Origin of the sequence: Nocardiopsis gilva YIM 90087, assembly GCF_002263495.1 — a bacterium.
GTDB lineage: Bacteria > Actinomycetota > Actinomycetes > Streptosporangiales > Streptosporangiaceae > Nocardiopsis_C > Nocardiopsis_C gilva.
Genome location: NZ_CP022753.1, coordinates 2,926,986 through 2,944,594 on the forward strand (window position 1 = coordinate 2,926,986; position 17,609 = coordinate 2,944,594).

A 17,609-nucleotide genomic window follows, 5' to 3' on the forward strand; every position below is an offset into this window, starting at 1 on the left:
TCGGAAAAGTCCGATATAAAGCCCTCAGCGCCAGGGGGCGCGCGTCCGCGTTCCGTGGCGTGGTTGCTCATCGCCGGTGTCGGGCTCGCCGCCCTTAACCTGCGTACCGCCATCACCAGCGTCGGCCCCCTGCTCGACGAGGTCACCGGCGGGCTCCACATGTCCGGCACGCTCGCGGGCGTGCTGACCACGCTCCCGGTGCTGTGCTTCGCGGCGTTCGGGGCGCTGGCCCCCACCCTCATCCGGCGCTTCGGTGAGCACCACGTCCTGGTCGGCGCGCTGGCCGCGCTCGCCGCGGGGCTGGGCGCCCGCGCCTTCTCCGGGGACCCCTGGCTGTTCCTCGTCCTGAGCGTCATCGCCCTGTCCGGCGGCGCCGTCGGCAACGTGCTGCTGCCCACGCTGGTCAAGCAGCACTTCCCGGGCCGCGTCGGCGCGATGACGACCCTCTACACCACGACGTTGGCGCTGGGGACCACCATCGCTGCCGCCGCCACCGTTCCCGTCCAACAGGCGGCCGGCAGCTGGCGGGTGGCGCTGGGCTCCTACGCTGTCTTCGCCGTGATCGCGATCGTGCCCTGGCTGCTGGTGCTGCGCCACGAGCCGCCGCGGGGCGACCCCGCCGAGGCGCTGAGCCTGGGCCGCGTGCTGCGCACCCGCATGGGCTGGCAGAGCGTCCTGTACTTCGGCACCCAGTCCACGGTCGCCTACATCCTCTTCGGCTGGTTCGCGCAGATGCTCCGCGACCAGGGCATGGACGCGGCCAACGCCGGCATCCTGCTGTCGTATCTCACCGCACTGGCGGTTCCGATCTCGCTGGTCCTGCCCGGACTCATGGCCCGCGTCCGCGACCACCGCGGATTCGTCTCGTTCTTCTATGTCGCCTACATCGTGGGCCTGACCGGGATGTGGTTCTCTCCACTGCAGGGCGTCTGGATCTGGACCACGTTCCTCGGCCTGGGCATGGGCGCCTTCACCCTCGCGCTGACGTTCTTCGCGGTGCGCACCCGGACCGCCCCCGCCACCGCCGCGCTCTCAGCGGCCAGCCAGAGCCTCGGCTACCTCATGGGCGGTCTGGGACCGTTCCTGTTCGGCACGCTGCACCACGTCACCGGCGGCTGGCACGCCCCCTTGGCGATGGTCTTCGGCATCATGACGCTCAACTTCTGCATGGGTCTGTTGCTGGGTCGCCCCCGCTACCTGGAGGACCAGCTCACGCAGGCCCCGGAAGCCAGTCGACCCGGCCGATGAGGTACACCGACCCCACGAACGCGATGACGTCGATCAGGGCGTGGGCGATCACCAGCGGCATCACTCGCCCGTAGCGGTGGTAGAACCAGCTGAACACCAGGCCCATGACGAGGTTGCCGAAGAACATCCCCACCCCCTGGTAGAGGTGGTAGGTCGCGCGGAGCAGCGATCCGGTCACCGCCGCGCGCACCGGGGACCAGCCCAGCTGCCGCAGCCGCAGCATCAGGTAGCCCACGACGATGACCTCCTCCAGCACGCCGTTCTTGACGGCCTGCAGGATGAGCACCGGGAGCTGCCACCAGTGCTCGTTCAGGGCGCTCGGCGCCACGGTCACAGTGAGCCCGAGCTGCCAGGAGACCAGGTAGACGGCGAGCCCGCCGATCCCGATGAGCGCCGCAAGCCCGGCACCCGACGCCAGGTCCGTGCCGGGGCGGCGCACGTCGAATCCGATCGTGGCGGCGGACTCCCGCGACCGGTGCAGCAGGTACACCGCGAGCAGCACCGGCGTCACCACGAAGGCCAGCGAGAACAGCTGCCGGGAGAGGTCCAGCCACGGGCGCTCGGCGTCGGCCTGTGAGCCGATGAGGCTCGCCGTCTGCTCGGCTAGGGACTCCGGCGCGGTCAGTGCCCCGACGAAGGAGATCGTCGAGGAGACGGCGGCGGCGCCCAGCGACAGCGCCAGCACGCACGCGATCTCCATGCCGATGAGACCGCGCGTCAGCTCCGCGGGCCGCAGCGGACCACCTCCGGCCGCACGGGTCGTGCTCGACGCCCCGTCCGCGGGCGTCGCGGGGGAGCCCGCGGAGGCGCTGCCCGCCGCTGTGCCACCCTCGGGCACCCGGGGCTGAGGATCGAAGGTGGGATCGGCCATGTGCCAGATCATGCCACCAACGTGCCGCGGCCCACGCCACCGGTCCGCCGTCGGGCGGACAGCGGAGGAGGACAGCGGACCGTCCCCAGAGGGCGGCGGACAGCACAAAGCCGCCGGTCTCGCGAGTGACACGGTTTCCGCGAGACCGGCGGCGGGAGGACGGCGACCCGCCGCGCCCCAGCCACGAAAGCGGGGCGGGTCGCCATCAGGGAAACGAAGACCTGATGCCTCAGTGAGCCTCTGAGAACTGGTCTTCTTCGGTAGAGCCGGTGAGGGCGGTGGTCGAGGCGTCCGGTGTGATGGCCGTGCTCACCTGGTCGAAGTAGCCGGTGCCGACCTCGCGCTGGTGACGGGTCGCGGTGTAGCCCTGCGCCTCGTCGGCGAACTCGGCCTCCTGCAGCTCCACGTAGGCGGCCATGCCGCTCTCGGCGTAGCCCTTGGACAGGTGGAACATGGAGTGGTTCAGGGAGTGGAAGCCGGCCAGCGTGATGAACTGGAACTTGTAGCCCATGTGGCCGAGCTCGCGCTGGAACTTGGCGATGGTGGAGTCGTCCAGGTGCCGCTTCCAGTTGAACGACGGCGAGCAGTTGTAGGCGAGCATCTGGTCCGGGTACTCGGCCTTGATCCGCTCGGCGAACTGGCGCGCGACCTCCAGGTCCGGAGTGGAGGTCTCCATCCACAGCAGGTCGGAGTAGGGGGCGTAGGCCAGACCGCGGGCGACGCAGGCCTCCAGCCCGTTGCGGACCCGGTAGAAGCCCTCGCCGGTGCGCTCACCGGTGACGAAGGGGTGGTCGCGCTCGTCGATGTCGCTGGTGATCAGCGTGGCGGCCTGAGCGTCGGTCCGCGCGACCACCAGGCTCGGGACACCCGCGACGTCGGCCGCGAGGCGGGCGGCGTTCAGGGTCTTGATGTGCTGGCCGGTCGGGATAAGGACCTTGCCGCCCAGGTGGCCGCACTTCTTCTCGGAGGCGAGCTGGTCCTCCCAGTGGACGCCCGCGGCGCCGGACGCGATCATGCCCTTCATGAGCTCGAAGGCGTTGAGCACGCCGCCGAACCCGGCCTCGGCGTCGGCGACGATCGGCGCCAGCCAGTGCGGCGCCTCGTCGTCACCCTCGGACCAGGAGATCTGGTCGGCGCGGAGCAGGGCGTTGTTGATGCGGCGGACCACCGCCGGAACCGAGTTGGCGGGGTACAGGCTCTGGTCGGGGTAGGTGTGGCCGGACAGGTTGGCGTCGGCCGCCACCTGCCAACCGGAGAGGTAGATGGCCTTGAGACCGGCGCGGACCTGCTGGACCGCCTGGTTGCCGGTGAGCGCGCCGAGGGAGTTGACGTAGTCCTCGCTGTGCAGCAGGTCCCAGAGCCGCTGGGCGCCGAGGCGGGCCAGCGTGTGCTCTTCGGTGACCGAGCCGCGCAGGCGGATCACGTCTTCGGCGGAGTACGTGCGCTCGATGCCGGCCCAGCGGGGGTCGTTCTTCCACTCCTGCTGCAGCGCCGCGGCCGCTTCCTGCTGCCGACCAGTGATGCTCATGGTCTGTCCTGCCTTCGGATCGTCCCCTGGAAAAGTGCCCCGGCTGGAGACACTGGACGGGGGAGCTGGGGCGCCCCCGGCGTCATGTTCCCCGCCGGTAACTATGATTCTGGGCAAAGATCCAGCGTTTTTCGACCCGAAAGTTTGCGAAGAACGTTGATTCTTTCCCTATGATGAACGCATGGCGTACTTCGGGAATGAAGAAATACCGTCTTTGCCGGGTGACCTGGATCTCGTCACCTTTGGCCAGAGGCTTCGTCATCTGCGGCGCAGCCGCAAGATGACCCTCGCTGACCTGGGAGAACGCGTCGGCCGGGCACCATCCCAGCTGTCGCTGCTCGAGAACGGCAAGCGCGAGCCCAAGCTCTCCCTGCTCACCTCCCTCGCCCAGGCGCTCGGCGTCTCCGTCGAGGAGCTGCTGTCCCGCCAGCCGCCGAGCCGCCGCGCCCAGCTGGAGATCGCGGTCGAGGAAGCGCAGCGCGACCCCGTCTACCAGACGCTCAACCTCCCGCACCTCAAGGTCGGCAAGCGCGTGCCCAACGACGTCCTGGAGCACATCGTCGGCCTGTACGACGAGCTCAAGCGCCGGAACAACAAGCCCACCGCCACCCCCGAGGAGGCGCGGCTGGCCAACGCCGACCTGCGGCGGCAGATGCGCGAGCGCGGCAACTACTTCGAGGCCATCGAGAAGACCGCGCAGGAGACGCTGGATGCCGTGGGCTACAGCGGGGGCGCGCTGTCCCAGGGGCAGATCCTGTCGATCGTCACCCACCACGGGTTCACCCTGCGCTACGTGCAGGACCTGCCCCGCTCGGTCCGCTCGGTCACCGACACCCGCAACCGGCGGCTGTACCTCAAGCGCGAGTCACTGGGTATGCACAGCCCGCGCACCATCCTGCTGCAGACGCTGGGGCACTTCGTGCTCGGCCACAGCCAGCCCCGCGACTTCGCCGACTTCCTGCGCCAGCGGGTCGAGGCCAACTACTTCGCGGCGGCCGTGCTCATTCCCGAGTCCACGGCCGTGCCCTACCTCCAGGAGGCCAAGCAAGCGCGCGACCTGTCCGTGGAGGACCTGCGCGACGTCTACTCCGTCTCCTACGAGATGGCCGCGCACCGGTTCACCAACCTGGCCAACCGCCACCTGGACCTGGTCTGCCACTTCATCCGCAACGACGAGACCGGGATCATCTACAAGGCCTACGAGAACGACGGCCTGATCTTCCCCACCGACGACACCGGGGCCATCGAGGGCCAGCGGATGTGCCGGTACTGGTCGGGGCGCCAGGTGTTCGCCTCGCCCGACCGCTACTCGATCTACTACCAGTACACCGACAAGCCCAACGGAACCCACTGGTGCGTCGCACACGTCGACCCCAGCCGGGAGCGCAACTTCGCGATCACGCTCGGCGTCCCCTACAAGGAGTCCCGCTGGTTCCGCGGGCGCGAGACCACCAACCGCACCCAGTCCAACTGCCCGACCGGCGAGTGCTGTGTGCGGCCGCCCTCCGAGCTCGCCTCGCGGTGGGAGGGCAACGTGTGGCCCTCGGCCCGCGCCCACTCGCACGTGCTGTCGGCGCTGCCGTCGGGAACCTTCCCCGGCGTCGACGAGACCGACGTGTACACGTTCCTGGAGCGGCACGCGGCCGAGTGAGCGGGGCGGCCGCCGAGGCCCGGGACACCGGGGCGCCGGAACAGCCGGAACACCGGAACGCGCCGGGCGGCGGCCGGTCCGCACGCGAAACGACCCGAAAGACCGACCAAACCGTGGTGGCCGGGGCGCACGCGCCCCGGCCACCACCATGCGCGGCCCCGTTCCGGGCCGCGGATGCCCCGTGGCGCCGGCTGTCCAGTTCCCGCCATGACGTATGTACGACATAGCGCGCATCTACCGGTTGATCACTCTCTGCTGCAACGTTGGCGCTGTTGGCCCGCTTCCGTCCCCCAATGACCCACGGGAAGAGGCATGCAGCAGAATTCCCCCACGATTCCCCCTGCCCAACGAACCCCCGTTCCCCCCGCTCATCCAGTGCCGCCCTGCTCACGGTAGGCACACTTGTCGCCGCGAGCCTCACCGCGGTCGTGCTGCCCGGAACCGCGTCGGCGGAGCCGCGTGCCGACAAGATCGGTGACCACGGCCGGGCGCTGCTCGAAAAGTACGAGAAGCAGCCCTGGATCCTGCCGAAGTCCACGAAGAGCGACTTCGCGACCCTCATCCTGGCCACTAACGACGGCCGCGCCGACGAGGTCCGCAGCGAGCTGGAGTCCTTCGGCGCCGAGGTGACCACGGTCGAGGAGGAGATCGGCTACCTCAAGGTCAATGTCGGCTTCGACGACGTGGACAAGGTCGAAGCGATCGACGATGTCGTGGCCATCGACGTCGACGAGCTGCTCCCGCTGCCCGACCCGGCCCCGGCGGACAAGGGCGCGGACACAGGCGCCGCCACCGACGGCCCGTCGGCCGAGACCCCCGACGACAACCCCTACATGCCGACCAACGAGACCGGCGCCGTCGACTTCCGGAAGAAGAACCCGGAGGCCGACGGGCGCGGCGTCACGATCGGCGTCCTGGACACCGGTGTCGACGTGGAGCACCCCGCACTCCAGAAGACGACCACGGGCGAGGACAAGATCGTCGACTGGGTCAACGCCACCGACCCGACCAACCTCATCGACCTCATCTACGACCCGACGTTCGTCCTCACGGCGGGCGTGACCGGACCGACGTTCGAGGGCCGGGGCCGCACCTGGACCGCACCCGAGGGTGCATGGCGCTTCGGCCAGTTCGACTTCACGGTCGCCGGGTCCGACGACGACGCCTGGGGCGTGCTCTACCGCCCCGCCGAAGGGACGGTCCTGGTCGACCTCGACCAGAACGGCGACTTCACCGACGAGGACGCGATCGGCGAATTCGGCGACACCCGCGACGTCGGCAAGTTCGGTACCGACGACCCCGACACCCCCATCAACGAGGCCCCCGCCTTCGTCGTCTCGGCCCTGCCCGACGTGTACAACGGCACCGTGCACATCGGCCTCGACACCCACGGGCACGGCACCCACGTCGCCGGGATCGCCGCCGGGAACGGGCTGTTCGGCGGGAAGATGAACGGCGCGGCGCCCGGCGCCGAGATCGTCTCGATGCGCGCCTGCCACAACCGCGGCTGCTCCTCGGCCGCCCTCACCGACGGCATGGTGCGGCTGGCCACCGACCTCGACGTGGACGTCATCAACATGTCCATCGGCGGCCTGCCCGCGCTCAACGACGGCCAGAACGCCCGCGCGCTGCTCTACAACCGGCTCATCGCCGAGACCGGCGTGCAGATGTTCATCTCCGCCGGGAACTCGGGCGCCGGCATCAACACGGTCGGCGACCCGTCGGTGGCCGGCGACGTCATGAGCGTGGGCGCGACCGTCTCCGGCGCGACCTGGAAGGCCAACTACGGCCGGGACGTCGACTACGACCGGGGCCTCTTCTCCTTCTCCTCGCGCGGCCCCCGCGAGGACGGCGGCTTCAAGCCCGACATCACCGCCCCCGGCGCGGCCATCTCGGCCATCCCCACCGACAAGAAGGGCGCCCCCGTCCCGGGCGCCGGATACGACCTGCCCCCCGGCTACGGCATGAAGAACGGCACCTCCATGTCCTCCCCGCAGGCGACCGGGGGCGCGGCGCTGCTGCTCTCCGCCGCCGCACAGAAGGGGCAGACGGTCACTCCGGTCCAGCTACGCACCGCACTGCGCACCAGCGCGGACTTCTCCGACGACCTGACGGCGCTGGAGCAGGGCCACGGGCAGATGAACGTCGGCGCCGCCTGGAAGCTGCTGCGCAAGGACCTGGCCACCGACGAGCTGACCGTCACCGCCCCGGTATGCACCGAGCAGTCGGACAAGCTCGTGGAGCCGGGCTTCGGCCGCGGCCTGTACAACCGCTGCCTGCCCGGCGCCGGTGGGCAGAAAGCCGGCGCGAGCAAGGACTACGAGCTCACCATCACCCGCGACACCGGCGGCGACGCGGTGCAGCCGTACCGGGTGAAGCTGGTCGGCGACGACGGCACCTTCTCCGTCCCGCGCCACCTCAAACTGGGCAAGGCGGAGGAGACCTCCCTCGGCATCACGGCCACCCCGGCGGAGGCCGGGGCGCACAGCGCCGTTCTGCAGCTGGACAACCCGCGCACGCGGGGCGTCGACCACACCGTCATGCTCACCGTGATCGTTCCCGACGCCGAGTTCACCGGCGAGAACACGTCCTGGTCGGGCTCGGGCGAGGTCTCCCGCGCCGAAGCCGGCAGCCGGTACGTCGCGATCCCGCCCGGAACGACGTCGTTCACCGTCGAGATGTCCGGTGTGGCCGAGAGCAGCCGCCTGCGCTGGACCGCGTTCACGCCGTTCGGCCCGAGCGGGGAGAGCGCGACCGGGCACTGCTACACCAACATCCCGGAGGCGGGGACCTGCAACGCGCTCAAGCGCACCTACAGCAACCCGATTCCCGGCATCTGGGACCTGTCGCTCGACGCCGCGAGCAGCTCGCCCGTCGCGGACAACCCCTATGAGCTGGGGGCGAGCATCACCCCGGCCGACTGACCCCGGCGGCGGCGCGGAGCGACGGCAGAACCGCCCCCGCGCCGCCCGACAACGGCCCGTGCCACCGCGCGGGCGGGCAGCTGGCCCGCCCGCGCGGTCGTGCGTACAGTCCCATGCATGCCTCGGCCGCTACGGCCGGGCGGCAGGGCTGCGACGACGAGGCGGAGGGCAGCGGATGCTGGAGATGATCGGCCTGGCGGAGGACGAGGAGAAGGTCTATCTGGCACTGCTCCGCTCCCCGGCCGGTAGCTCCGGCGAACTCGCCGCGCGGCTCGGCATGACACCACCGGAGGCCGAGGACGCGCTGGCCCGCCTGGCCGGCAGGGGCCTGCTCGGCCGCGTGCGCGAGGGGACGTCGGCGCTGCGCGTCGCACCGCCCGACGCCGCGCTCAGCCCCCTGCTGGTCCAGCGTCAGGCGGAGCTTTACCAAACCCAGGCGGAGGTGGCCCGCTTGATCGAGGACTACAGGGCGCGCGCCGCGCTGCACGACCCGGAGGAGATCGCCGAGATCGTCACCGGCCGGGAAGCGGTCACCGAGAGCTATCGGCGGATCCACCAAGGGGCCGCCAAGGAGGTGCGGGTCCTCGTCACCGGGCCGCCGATGGTGGTGAGCTCGGCCGACAACGACGTGGCGCGCGCGTCGATGGCCGCCGGGGTGCACTATCGCGTGGTCTACGACCGGGCGCTGCTGGACGATCCCGACGACCCCCTGCTCCTGGCCGAGTCGTGCGAGCTGGGCGAGGAGATGCGGGTGGCGGGGCACATCCCCATGAAGCTCAGTATCGCCGACGACCGCGCGGCGTTCCTGCCGACGGTCACCACGGGGCTGGAGGAGCCGTCGGTGATCATCGTGCGCCCCAGCGGGCTGCTCGACGCGCTCGAATGGGTCTTCGAGACCATCTGGGAGACCGCCGTCCCCTTTCCCGGGCAGGAGGCCGAGGGGGCCGCGGTCCCGCTGCCCGGAGCGGAGGCGGAGGCCCGCCGCCTGCTGTCGCTCATGCTCTCCGGATGTACGGATCGCGCGATGGCCAACCAGTTGGGCGTGAGTGTGCGCACCGTCCAGCGCAGGATCAACCGACTCAGTGCCCAGATGGGGGTGCGCACGCGCCACCAGCTGATCTGGCAGGCGACCCGACGCGGCTGGCTGTGAGCGCCCGCGAGCGGGCAGCGGGGGATATCGGCGCCCGGAGGGTCCCGCCCCCGAACTGACGTTTCCCGCTCACGTCACCCCTTGTCCACCCCTTCGTGCCTGTTTCCGAGCTTGATTCGGAAATCAAGGCCGGTGCCCGTTGTGTGCCTTATGGGCCAAGTGTTACCGTTGGTAACACGCTCGTCCGGCACCCCTCCACGTCATGCCACCGATCGCTGTGGCGCGGGGGTGTCGACGACGACCACCATCACCCTCTCCTCCGGACACCGCCGAAGGCGCAGCGAAGGACGTGTGCACATGACCGACACCGCCGCAGAGACCACCACCGGCTTCAGCCTGGAACTGAGCGAGGACATCCGGGACATTCGCGACTGGGCCCACGGCTTCGCCCGCGATGTGATCCGCCCGGCCGCGGCGGAGTGGGACGAGCGAGAAGAGACCCCCTGGCCGATCCTCCAGGAGGCGGCCAAGATCGGGCTGTACTCACTGGACTTCTTCGCCAACCAGTGGCTGGAGCCCAGCGGTATCGGCATTCCCGTCGCCTTCGAGGAGCTGTACTGGGGCGACCCGGGCATCGCCCTGTCCCTCACCGGGACCGGGCTGGCCGCCGTCGCGGTCGCGGGCAACGGCACGCAGGAACAGCTCTTCGAGTGGGTGCCGCAGATGTTCGGATCGGCCGACGACATCAAGCTCGGCGCGTTCTGCTCCTCCGAACCCGACGCCGGAAGCGACGTCAGCGCCATCCGCACCCGCGCCGTCTACGACGAGGCCAAGGACGAATGGGTCCTCAACGGCACCAAGACCTGGGCCACCAACGGCGGAATCGCCAACGTGCACGTCGTCGTCGCCGCGGTCGACCCCGAACTCGGCTCGCGCGGCCAGGCCACCTTCGTCGTGCCGCCCAACACGCCCGGCCTGTCCCAGGGCCAGAAGTTCGCCAAGCACGGCATCCGCGCCTCGCACACCGCCGAAGTCGTCCTCGACGACGTGCGTGTCCCCGGACACTGCCTCCTCGGCGGCAAGGAAAAACTCGACGAACGCCTCGCCCGCGCCCGCGAGGGCCGCAGATCCGGCGGCCAGGCCGCGATGAAGACCTTCGAAAAGTCGCGCCCCAGCGTCGGCGCCATGGCGGTCGGCTGCGCCCGCGCCGCCTACGAGTACGCCCGCGACTACTCCATCCAGCGCGAGCAGTTCGGCAAACCGATCGGCGACAACCAGGCCATCGCCTTCACCCTCGCCGACATGGCCACCCGCATCGACGCCGCCCGCCTCCTCGTCTGGCGCGCCGCCTGGATGGCCCGCCAAGACAAGGACTTCGCCCAGGCCGAGGGGTCGATGTCCAAACTCTTCGCCAGCGAGACCGCCACCTGGGTCACCCAAGAGGCCATCCGTATCCTCGGCGGCAACGGCTACACGCGTGACTACCCAGTGGAGCGCTGGCACCGCGACGCCACCATCTTCACCATCTTCGAGGGCGCCAGCGAGATCCAGCGCCTCATCATCGGCCGAACGGTGACCGGACTGCCGGTGAGGTGATGTTTGTGCAGGTAGAGGTGCGTCTCTAGGTGAATCGTGCTGCCTCGTTCGGGAGAGCGGCGCGGCGGTAGAGAAGTGGAAAGCTACTGCTTTCCATTCACATGTACCGTGCTCTCCCGGACCCGTGCTACCGCTCCTGTTTCCGGAAACGAGATCGTGTTGCCGGGCGAATTCCTTGCTCGGGGCGATGATGGCGAGGCACCGACGCTGCTCGAACGCAGCACATCCAGCGCAGGCAACTGAGAGGATCACCAAGGCGAACCCCGAGGCCTGCGGCGGTCACCTTGGGTGTGGCTCAGCGCTGGCGACGGTTTCAGGGCGCAGTTGACGTGCAGTGCCGAGAATGCGGCGGAAACGGGGGGTTCCAGCTCCGAGGACAGGACCGGGCCCGGGAGGTTCCGGGACGGCCGGGGACGAAGCCGGGTCGGAGCCTGCGGGCAACGATGGCCGCCTCGACGGCGGTCGCCGGGTGGAGGCCGCGGATCCGGGGGACGTCAACCATCCGTCCGCGCGCGAACGCGGCGGCGGTCGCGCCCGCCAACGGCAGCACCCAGGCTCCGATCAGGGCGCCCCTCCACCGCGGGTCCGGTTCGTGGCGGAGGGCGTAGGGGATCCAGAAGGAGGCGTCGGCGAGCGCGTCGGCGTAGGCGCCGAAGGGGGAGGCGGTTCCGGTCCTGCGGGCCAGGCGTCCATCGAGGAAGTCGGTGGCCAGCGCGGCCGGGCCGGTCCAGGCGCCGTCGGACAGCGCCGGCAGGTTGGCGCGCAGCAGGGTGAGCGTGTCGGCCACGCTGAGTCGGGTGCGCCCCTCCAGCATGCCCAGGTGGGTGATGGCCAGCAGCCAGCTCGCGGCAGCGCGGGCGCGGCCGCGGCCGTCCCGGGCTGCGCACAGGAACGCGGCGTGCAGCGCTGTGGCCTCGGCGGCGGCTTGGGGACGGCGGGCGGCCTCCCTCGCCGACCAGGCCGTGGCACGGGCGGCGAAGGCGGCCCAGGCGCGTGGGCGCCACCCGCCCTCACGCAGCCCGGTGAGCAGGGCGTCGGTCCTGCGCCTGCTGGAGCCGTCACCGGCTCCCAGGCGAACCGGCGCGTATCGGAAGTCGGTCACGTCCCTTGCTCTCGTTTCTGGAGGTCGCGACAGGAGCGCCAGCCCCCTCTTCGCCTGCCTCTGCAGAATTCCCGTAGCGGTGCGGCTGTAGCCAGGGCGACCCGGCGAGAACCTCACCAGCCAACGGAAGGCGAGCAATCGCCGCAGCTCGAACACAGGTAGTCCGCCAGATTGCCGTCCACGAGGCAGAACACGGGGACGGCACGCCGGCCTCCGAATGAGCCTAGGCGATGAATGGCTTCCTGACCTCAGCAGGGACTCCCCTCGTCGAGGTCGGGAATTCAGAGAGAGGGGGATGCGGGTCGGCGTCTGGTGCGGACGCGGGCACCCTGCTGTTGGCCGTTCGTCGGCCTACTCCGGTGTGCGGGCGGAATGGCATCGACGAATGGACAATGGGGTGCTCCTCCGGCCGGGGGAGGACGGAGCCCGGCCGGGGCCCGCATGCTGGGGCGAATCTGGCCGCGTCGAGCGGATGCGGGGCCGCGAGGCCCCGGCCCGTCACCCTCGACCCCCGACATAGCCCGACACAGGAGGCGATGCATGCGTCCGGTCGCAACCCCCCGAACGGCGGCGCTCGCAGTGGCGAGCGCCTGCCTCGCGCTGATCGTCGGAGCTCCTCCCGCGGCGCACGCCGACGAGTCGCCCGCCACCCCGCCGCGGACGACGGTCATCGGCGGCTCGTCCGCGACCACCGAGGAGCACCCGTGGATGGTCGCCCTGGCCAATCCGCGCAGCTTCCCCGACCGGCCCTCAGGCCAGCACTGCGGGGGCGCACTGGTACGGCCCGACAAGGTCGTCACCGCCGCCCACTGCGTGGACGACGCCGAGGAGCGCGACGGCCTGCTGGTCATCGCCGGACGCATCGACCTGCGCACCGACGACGGGTGGACACGCGAGGCGACCTCGGTCTGGACCCACGATCCGGTCTTCCCCGACCCCCACGGCGACCTGAAGCCGCGTCCCGGCGGCGACGTCGCCGTGATCACTCTGGACCGGCCGCTACCGCTCCGGACGCTGCCGTTGGCCCGGCCCGGTGACGGCAGGCTCACCGAACCCGGGCGCATGAGCACGGTCCTGGGGTGGGGGTCGACCCGGGCTCAGGAGCCCTTCCCGGCCTCCCCGGTCCTGCTGAAGGCGCGCATCCCGGTCACCGACGACGACGCCTGGACAGAGCGCGCCGCCGCCTACGGGCTGCTGAGCGCGGTGCTCCTTAGCCTGTTCCTCAGTGGCGTCCCCAGGTAGGTCGCTAGGGGCAGGCTCGAGGGGCATGCGAACATAGGCGCACAGGACGTCGATAACCATCTGGCGCAGCTCGCGCGTGGGGGCGTCGTCGGCGAGGTGCGCCAGGGCGTGCACTCCAGCTAGACGCACCGCGGCCTGCTCGCCCCGGCGGGCGTCGTTTTCTAGGACGCGCTGGCGGCGGTAGGCCACCACCAGTCCGACGGCCGCACCCAGCCCTGCGATCACCGCGAAGGCGAGTTTAAGTAGGTCGAACGCGGTCTTGGGTGTCAAGAGCCGCTCGGGCTTGACACCCTCGACGCCAAGGAGCAACAAGCCTGCGCCCGACAGTGCAAGAATGCCGGCGACAGCTGAGGCGAAGACGGTAACCAGGGACCAGCCGAGCGGCCATAGCTGGATCTCCGGGACGCGAGACAGAGGGCGGGCTAGGACTCGCCGTCGCGACGGCACGCTCTGGGGGTCAGCTGGAGTGGGGGATCGGTGGTCATGGCGCCACGTTAGGTGACTGGAGGAGAAGGCAGCGCTCCGGTTATCGCTTCGGTTTCCGGTAACGAATTCGTGTTACTGGTCGCAGTTACCAGCTCGAAACGATGACCTTCCGTTTCATGCCGCCTATCACCGGAACTTGGCGAAGCGCAGCTTGGAAGCGACGCCTGACAGTCCACCGGCCGCCACCTGCAGATTGATCGGCCGTGGAGTAAGTCGCGTGGCTGAGCCGTAGGTGGCGCGTTACCGCGGTAGCGCGAAGGCAGCCATCGCCGTCACTCCGATTAGCGCCCCGACAGCCACCTGTGCCGGTGTGTGGTCGCGCAGGTGGATGCGAGACCAGGCCACAACGGCCGCGAGTGGCCAGGCGATGACGGCAGCGGCGACCCCGTGCAGCAGCGTGAGGATGCCAGCGCCGACTACGGCCACCACTGTGTGCACGGAAACTTTCCATTTACCGCGATCCGTGATGGCCCACAGCACCGCGAGCGTTGCACCCATGGCGCTGCCGAGGACGGCCATGGCCTTTGGTCCACCAGCGGACAGGATCACGAGCGTGCCGATGGCGACCGATGCTAGGCACACGGCGAACGGCCAACGGCGACGTGCCCGTGTGTTCACGTGCCGGTCGTTCCACCATCCGCGTCGGATGCCGTAGTAGACGAAGCTCATCGGGAACACCACCCCGAAAAGAAGCACGACGCAAGCCCACAGGGCGGCCTCGGCGAGGGTAGAGGTCGAGTGCAGCGTCGTCGCGACAATTATGAGGCACACCACGACTGCGGGTGAGAGGGCTTCTGTGGCGGCGTGTGCTGCGAGGTCCGCCACCCGGTCTCTACTTGGAATGTGCGTGTTCTCCTGTGGCCTCGCGGACGATGTGGGCGACGACGGGGGAGTAGACGTAGGCCTCAGGGACGGGCATGAGTGCCGCGGAGTCGAGGCTAGGGGACATCGACGCTGGAGGATGCCGCTCTGAATGGTGGCCGCGTCACCGTAGGAGTGCGAAGACGACCATCGCGGCGGCCCCGACGAGTGCTCCGGCCACAAGTTGGGTCAGCGTGTGGTGGCGCAGGTGGAGGCGGGACCAGCCCACGAGAAGTACCAGTGGCCACGTGGCCACCGCCGCTGGGTGCACAGCGGCCAGGCCTGTGGTGGCGATGGTGATCGCCATTGAGTGCATCGATATCTTCCAGCGGGCCGCCACAGTGATGACGGCCATCACCACCAGAGCGACTGTCCAGCCGACCGTGAGGGCGATCATCTCCTGCGGGGCACCGAGGAGGGTGAGGACCGCGAGGCCGCCCGCGCTCGAAAGCGCGGAGACGGCCAGCGGCCACCGTCGCACAGCTCGGTCGGGAACGTGGTGATCGGACCAGGAGCCGCGTTTCACGCCGAGCAAGACGAACCCCATGGGGAACACCGCCCCGAAGAGAATGGCGAGGCCGCCCCACAGCAATCCCTGGAGCGTGGTGGGGGCCGCGTCCAGGCCGATGAGGAGGCCCATGACGGGGATGACGGTCCATGGGGCGAGGACCTCGCTCACCGCCGTGGCGGCAACGGCAGCGGGGCGCTTTCCGGGAGAGTCGGTGGCGATGTCGGTTGTGCGGGTCTCAGTCACGTCGGTGTTCTTCTTCAAGTAGTGCGGCGTGGTGCCGGAGGACGATTGGGGTGGCGAAGGTTCGGATACGAGGACGGTCGCCGCGGCGTCGGCCCTGCGTTCCAGTCGCCGCCAACCTTGTTCTGACCGGGTTACGAACCGCGGGGAGCAGCTTGAGCTCGTGGAGGTTGTTCGCGGCAGCGTCACATGATCCCATGTTTCGTGGGCGGGGTGTGCGCCGCAGCGGTCGCGGCGAGCAGTGTGTCCGCTGGCTAGGTGAGGTAGTCGTGGACCGGTGTCCCGATGGGGAGGACCATGTCGAAGGTGCCGAAGTAGCCGCCGAGGATCCGTGTGGGGGCGAAGGCCTGCAGCGGGTCGATCGCCGACCGGCTGTCCATGGTCAGTGAGGCGCGCCCGCTCCACAGGTCGGGCTGGTCGGTGGCGGTGCGGTGCGGGATGAAGTCCGTGTCGATCCGGATCAGTTCACAGGCGGTCGGCGGGGCGTCGGGGCGGCTCGCGGGGATCTTGCGCAGGGTGAGCACCGGAAGGGCGCCGAGTTCGGCGGGGTCGGCTGGGCGTTCCGGTGTGGTGGTCAAGGTCATGATGCGTCGGCCGGCGGGCCGGTCGGTGGTGGTGATCATCTGGTGTTGGGAGGTGTCGACACGGATGTCGGCGAACTCCTTGGGGAAGCCCCACGTCTCGCGTCCCGCCGCCATGGCGGCGTCGTTGGTGACGTAGATGAAGGGGTTGTAGTTGTAGCCCCGGACGTCGAGATCGACCTGGACGAACAGGAATGACTCGCGATAGGGCCCGTAGGTGGTCTGGGGGAAGTCGGCGCCCCAGGCGGTGCAGACCACGGGGTCGTGCAGGGGCGTGACCCCGTCGGGCAGCTGGGCGGCCACGGCGGCGGTGTCGGCCTCGTACATGGCGATCATGATCCGCGGGCCCTGGTAGTAGTGCGGTGAGGGCGGGTACAGCGGTCCACCGACCGGCATGGAATGTCCGTGGTCGACGACGTCCATGGGGCTTCCCTGGGGTAGCCACGCGCGGATGACCCGACGGTGTTGGTACGTGAAGTGATAAGTAATTGCTCTGAGTTACTTCTGCCTTGGATGGTGTCATGGCGTCGGTGGGCTCGGCGCTCCGACGCGCCGTTCGTATTCGGAGTGCGGTGGACCCGGCGGGCGACCTCCGCCGTTTTTGTGTGGATGGAGAATCCCAGGTCCAAGGACCGGATTTCCCAACGGGTTTACGGATTCAGCGGATAGCTGGATTTCCGAGGTCGTACGATGTTGCTCGACTACTTCTTCCCCGAGTACGCAAAGGCCTCGCCGATGACCACCACCGACGGGAATCCGCCGCACAGCGACGACCCGAAACTCCCCGGCATCGATATGTCCGAGCCGACCATCGCACGTGTTTACGACGCGCTCCTCGGCGGCAAGGACAATTTCCAGCCCGACCGTGAAGCCGCCGTCGTCTGGCTGGAACTCGCCCCAGAGGCGGGGCTGGCGGCCCAGGACAACCGCGACATGCTGATCAAGGGCGTGCAGTACCTGGCGCGGACGGCCGGGATCGACCAGTTCCTCGACGTGGGCAGCGGGCTTCCGACGGTCAGGAACACCCACGATGCCGCCCAGGAGATCAACCCCAACGCCCGCGTCGTCTACGTCGACAACGACCCCATCGTGCTGGCTCACGGGCGGGCGCTGCTGGCCACCAATAACACCACCACGGTGGTCACCGCCGACCTGAGGGAGCCGCAGACCATCCTGAACAACGAGGATGTCCGCGGCCTGCTCGACTTCGACCGCCCCATAGCGGTGATGGTCTTCGGGCTGCTGATGCACTTCCACGACAACGAGCGTCCCCGTGACTGGGTCGCCGAGCTGATGGACGCGGTCCCCTCCGGTAGCTACCTGTTCATCTCCGACTTCATCGACACCGGTGAGCCCATTCAGCAGGCGATCGAGCAGGCGGGGCTGCAGACGCTGAAGAACGGGTGGCTCCGCTCCGAGGAGGGGATCCGCAAGCACTTCCTCGGCATGCCGCTGGTCGAGCCCGGCTTGGACCACCCGCAGCGATGGTTCCCGGAGGAGCCCGATCGCGAGGTCCCGGCCTACGAGGAGCTGGAACCGTACCAGCGAATCATGTACGGGGGCATCGCCCGCAAACCGTAATCGGTCCGGCAATTCGGAAAAGGCGCGCGATTCACCCCGTGCGCCTTCGCATGTTTCGGTTCCTCATGGGTGCGAAGTGGATTTGCTGCATGGGGCG

General features: G+C 69.5%; 13 protein-coding genes. 7 read left to right on the plus strand and 6 right to left on the minus strand.

Annotation, left to right across the window (positions count from 1 at the left end):
* Nucleotides 1-63: 63 nt before the first annotated feature.
* Nucleotides 64-1,248, plus strand: coding sequence for an MFS transporter (locus CDO52_RS13480; protein ID WP_017616708.1), 1,185 nt, complete (start codon nt 64-66; stop codon nt 1,246-1,248).
* Here CDO52_RS13480 and CDO52_RS13485 read toward each other — a convergent pair.
* Both CDO52_RS13485 and aceA read right to left on the minus strand, forming a co-directional pair.
* On the minus strand, nt 1,211-1,948 hold the full coding sequence (locus CDO52_RS13485) for a CPBP family intramembrane glutamic endopeptidase (protein ID WP_033299023.1): 738 nt from the start codon (nt 1,946-1,948) through the stop codon (nt 1,211-1,213). The two genes, CDO52_RS13480 and CDO52_RS13485, sit on opposite strands and share 38 nt — an antisense overlap.
* Before the next feature lie 400 nt (nt 1,949-2,348).
* Nucleotides 2,349-3,647 carry an isocitrate lyase gene (gene aceA / locus CDO52_RS13490; protein ID WP_017616706.1) on the minus strand — a complete coding sequence of 433 codons (1,299 nt, stop codon included), beginning with the start codon at nt 3,645-3,647 and terminating at the stop codon, nt 2,349-2,351.
* Nucleotides 3,648-3,861: 214 nt separating this feature from the next.
* Here aceA and CDO52_RS13495 point away from each other — a divergent pair, with 214 nt between their 5' ends.
* The 4 genes from CDO52_RS13495 to CDO52_RS13510 all read left to right on the plus strand — a co-directional run bounded on the left by CDO52_RS13495 (nt 3,862) and on the right by CDO52_RS13510 (nt 10,908).
* Complete coding sequence (locus CDO52_RS13495; RefSeq protein WP_017616705.1) at nt 3,862-5,298, plus strand: XRE family transcriptional regulator; 1,437 nt, start codon at nt 3,862-3,864, stop codon at nt 5,296-5,298.
* A gap of 428 nt (nt 5,299-5,726) precedes the next feature.
* Entirely contained in the window at nt 5,727-8,222 is a 2,496-nt protein-coding gene (locus CDO52_RS13500; protein ID WP_017616704.1) for a S8 family serine peptidase, read from the plus strand.
* Nucleotides 8,223-8,397: 175 nt separating this feature from the next.
* Nucleotides 8,398-9,372, plus strand: coding sequence for a helix-turn-helix domain-containing protein (locus CDO52_RS13505; protein ID WP_017616703.1), 975 nt, complete (start codon nt 8,398-8,400; stop codon nt 9,370-9,372).
* Nucleotides 9,373-9,669: 297 nt separating this feature from the next.
* Nucleotides 9,670-10,908: an acyl-CoA dehydrogenase family protein gene (locus tag CDO52_RS13510; RefSeq protein WP_017616702.1), complete on the plus strand. Its 1,239-nt coding sequence runs from the start codon at nt 9,670-9,672 to the stop codon at nt 10,906-10,908.
* 313 nt (nt 10,909-11,221) lie between these two features.
* On the opposite strand, the gene CDO52_RS28145 is transcribed toward CDO52_RS13510, so the two are convergent.
* The gene (locus CDO52_RS28145) at nt 11,222-12,010 is read right to left on the minus strand and encodes a CDP-alcohol phosphatidyltransferase family protein (protein WP_017616701.1); all 789 of its coding nucleotides are present in this window, start codon (nt 12,008-12,010) and stop codon (nt 11,222-11,224) included.
* 540 nt (nt 12,011-12,550) lie between these two features.
* Between CDO52_RS28145 and CDO52_RS13520 the strand changes: the two genes are divergently transcribed.
* Complete coding sequence (locus tag CDO52_RS13520; RefSeq protein WP_094932418.1) at nt 12,551-13,252, plus strand: S1 family peptidase; 702 nt, start codon at nt 12,551-12,553, stop codon at nt 13,250-13,252.
* Between the two features lie 726 nt (nt 13,253-13,978).
* On the opposite strand, the gene CDO52_RS13530 is transcribed toward CDO52_RS13520, so the two are convergent.
* The 3 genes from CDO52_RS13530 to CDO52_RS13540 all read right to left on the minus strand — a co-directional run bounded on the left by CDO52_RS13530 (nt 13,979) and on the right by CDO52_RS13540 (nt 16,354).
* The gene (locus CDO52_RS13530) at nt 13,979-14,563 is read right to left on the minus strand and encodes a phosphatase PAP2 family protein (protein ID WP_017616699.1); all 585 of its coding nucleotides are present in this window, start codon (nt 14,561-14,563) and stop codon (nt 13,979-13,981) included.
* A 160-nt stretch (nt 14,564-14,723) separates the two neighbouring features.
* Nucleotides 14,724-15,353: a phosphoesterase PA-phosphatase gene (locus tag CDO52_RS13535; protein WP_152471465.1), complete on the minus strand. Its 630-nt coding sequence runs from the start codon at nt 15,351-15,353 to the stop codon at nt 14,724-14,726.
* A gap of 251 nt (nt 15,354-15,604) precedes the next feature.
* Nucleotides 15,605-16,354 carry an acetoacetate decarboxylase family protein gene (locus CDO52_RS13540; protein WP_017616696.1) on the minus strand — a complete coding sequence of 250 codons (750 nt, stop codon included), beginning with the start codon at nt 16,352-16,354 and terminating at the stop codon, nt 15,605-15,607.
* 267 nt (nt 16,355-16,621) lie between these two features.
* Here CDO52_RS13540 and CDO52_RS13545 point away from each other — a divergent pair, with 267 nt between their 5' ends.
* The gene (locus tag CDO52_RS13545) at nt 16,622-17,512 is read left to right on the plus strand and encodes an SAM-dependent methyltransferase (RefSeq protein WP_017616695.1); all 891 of its coding nucleotides are present in this window, start codon (nt 16,622-16,624) and stop codon (nt 17,510-17,512) included.
* Nucleotides 17,513-17,609 lie beyond the last annotated feature (97 nt).

Coding starts and splice junctions, on each gene's coding strand:
- CDO52_RS13520 (WP_094932418.1), top strand. CDS start 12,551: ATGCGTCCGGTCGCAACCCCCCGAACGGCGGCGCTCGCAGTGGCGAGC.
- CDO52_RS13485 (WP_033299023.1), bottom strand. CDS start 1,948: ATGGAGATCGCGTGCGTGCTGGCGCTGTCGCTGGGCGCCGCCGCCGTC.
- CDO52_RS13510 (WP_017616702.1), top strand. CDS start 9,670: ATGACCGACACCGCCGCAGAGACCACCACCGGCTTCAGCCTGGAACTG.
- CDO52_RS13545 (WP_017616695.1), top strand. CDS start 16,622: ATGTTGCTCGACTACTTCTTCCCCGAGTACGCAAAGGCCTCGCCGATG.
- aceA (WP_017616706.1), bottom strand. CDS start 3,647: ATGAGCATCACTGGTCGGCAGCAGGAAGCGGCCGCGGCGCTGCAGCAG.
- CDO52_RS13540 (WP_017616696.1), bottom strand. CDS start 16,354: ATGGACGTCGTCGACCACGGACATTCCATGCCGGTCGGTGGACCGCTG.
- CDO52_RS13505 (WP_017616703.1), top strand. CDS start 8,398: ATGCTGGAGATGATCGGCCTGGCGGAGGACGAGGAGAAGGTCTATCTG.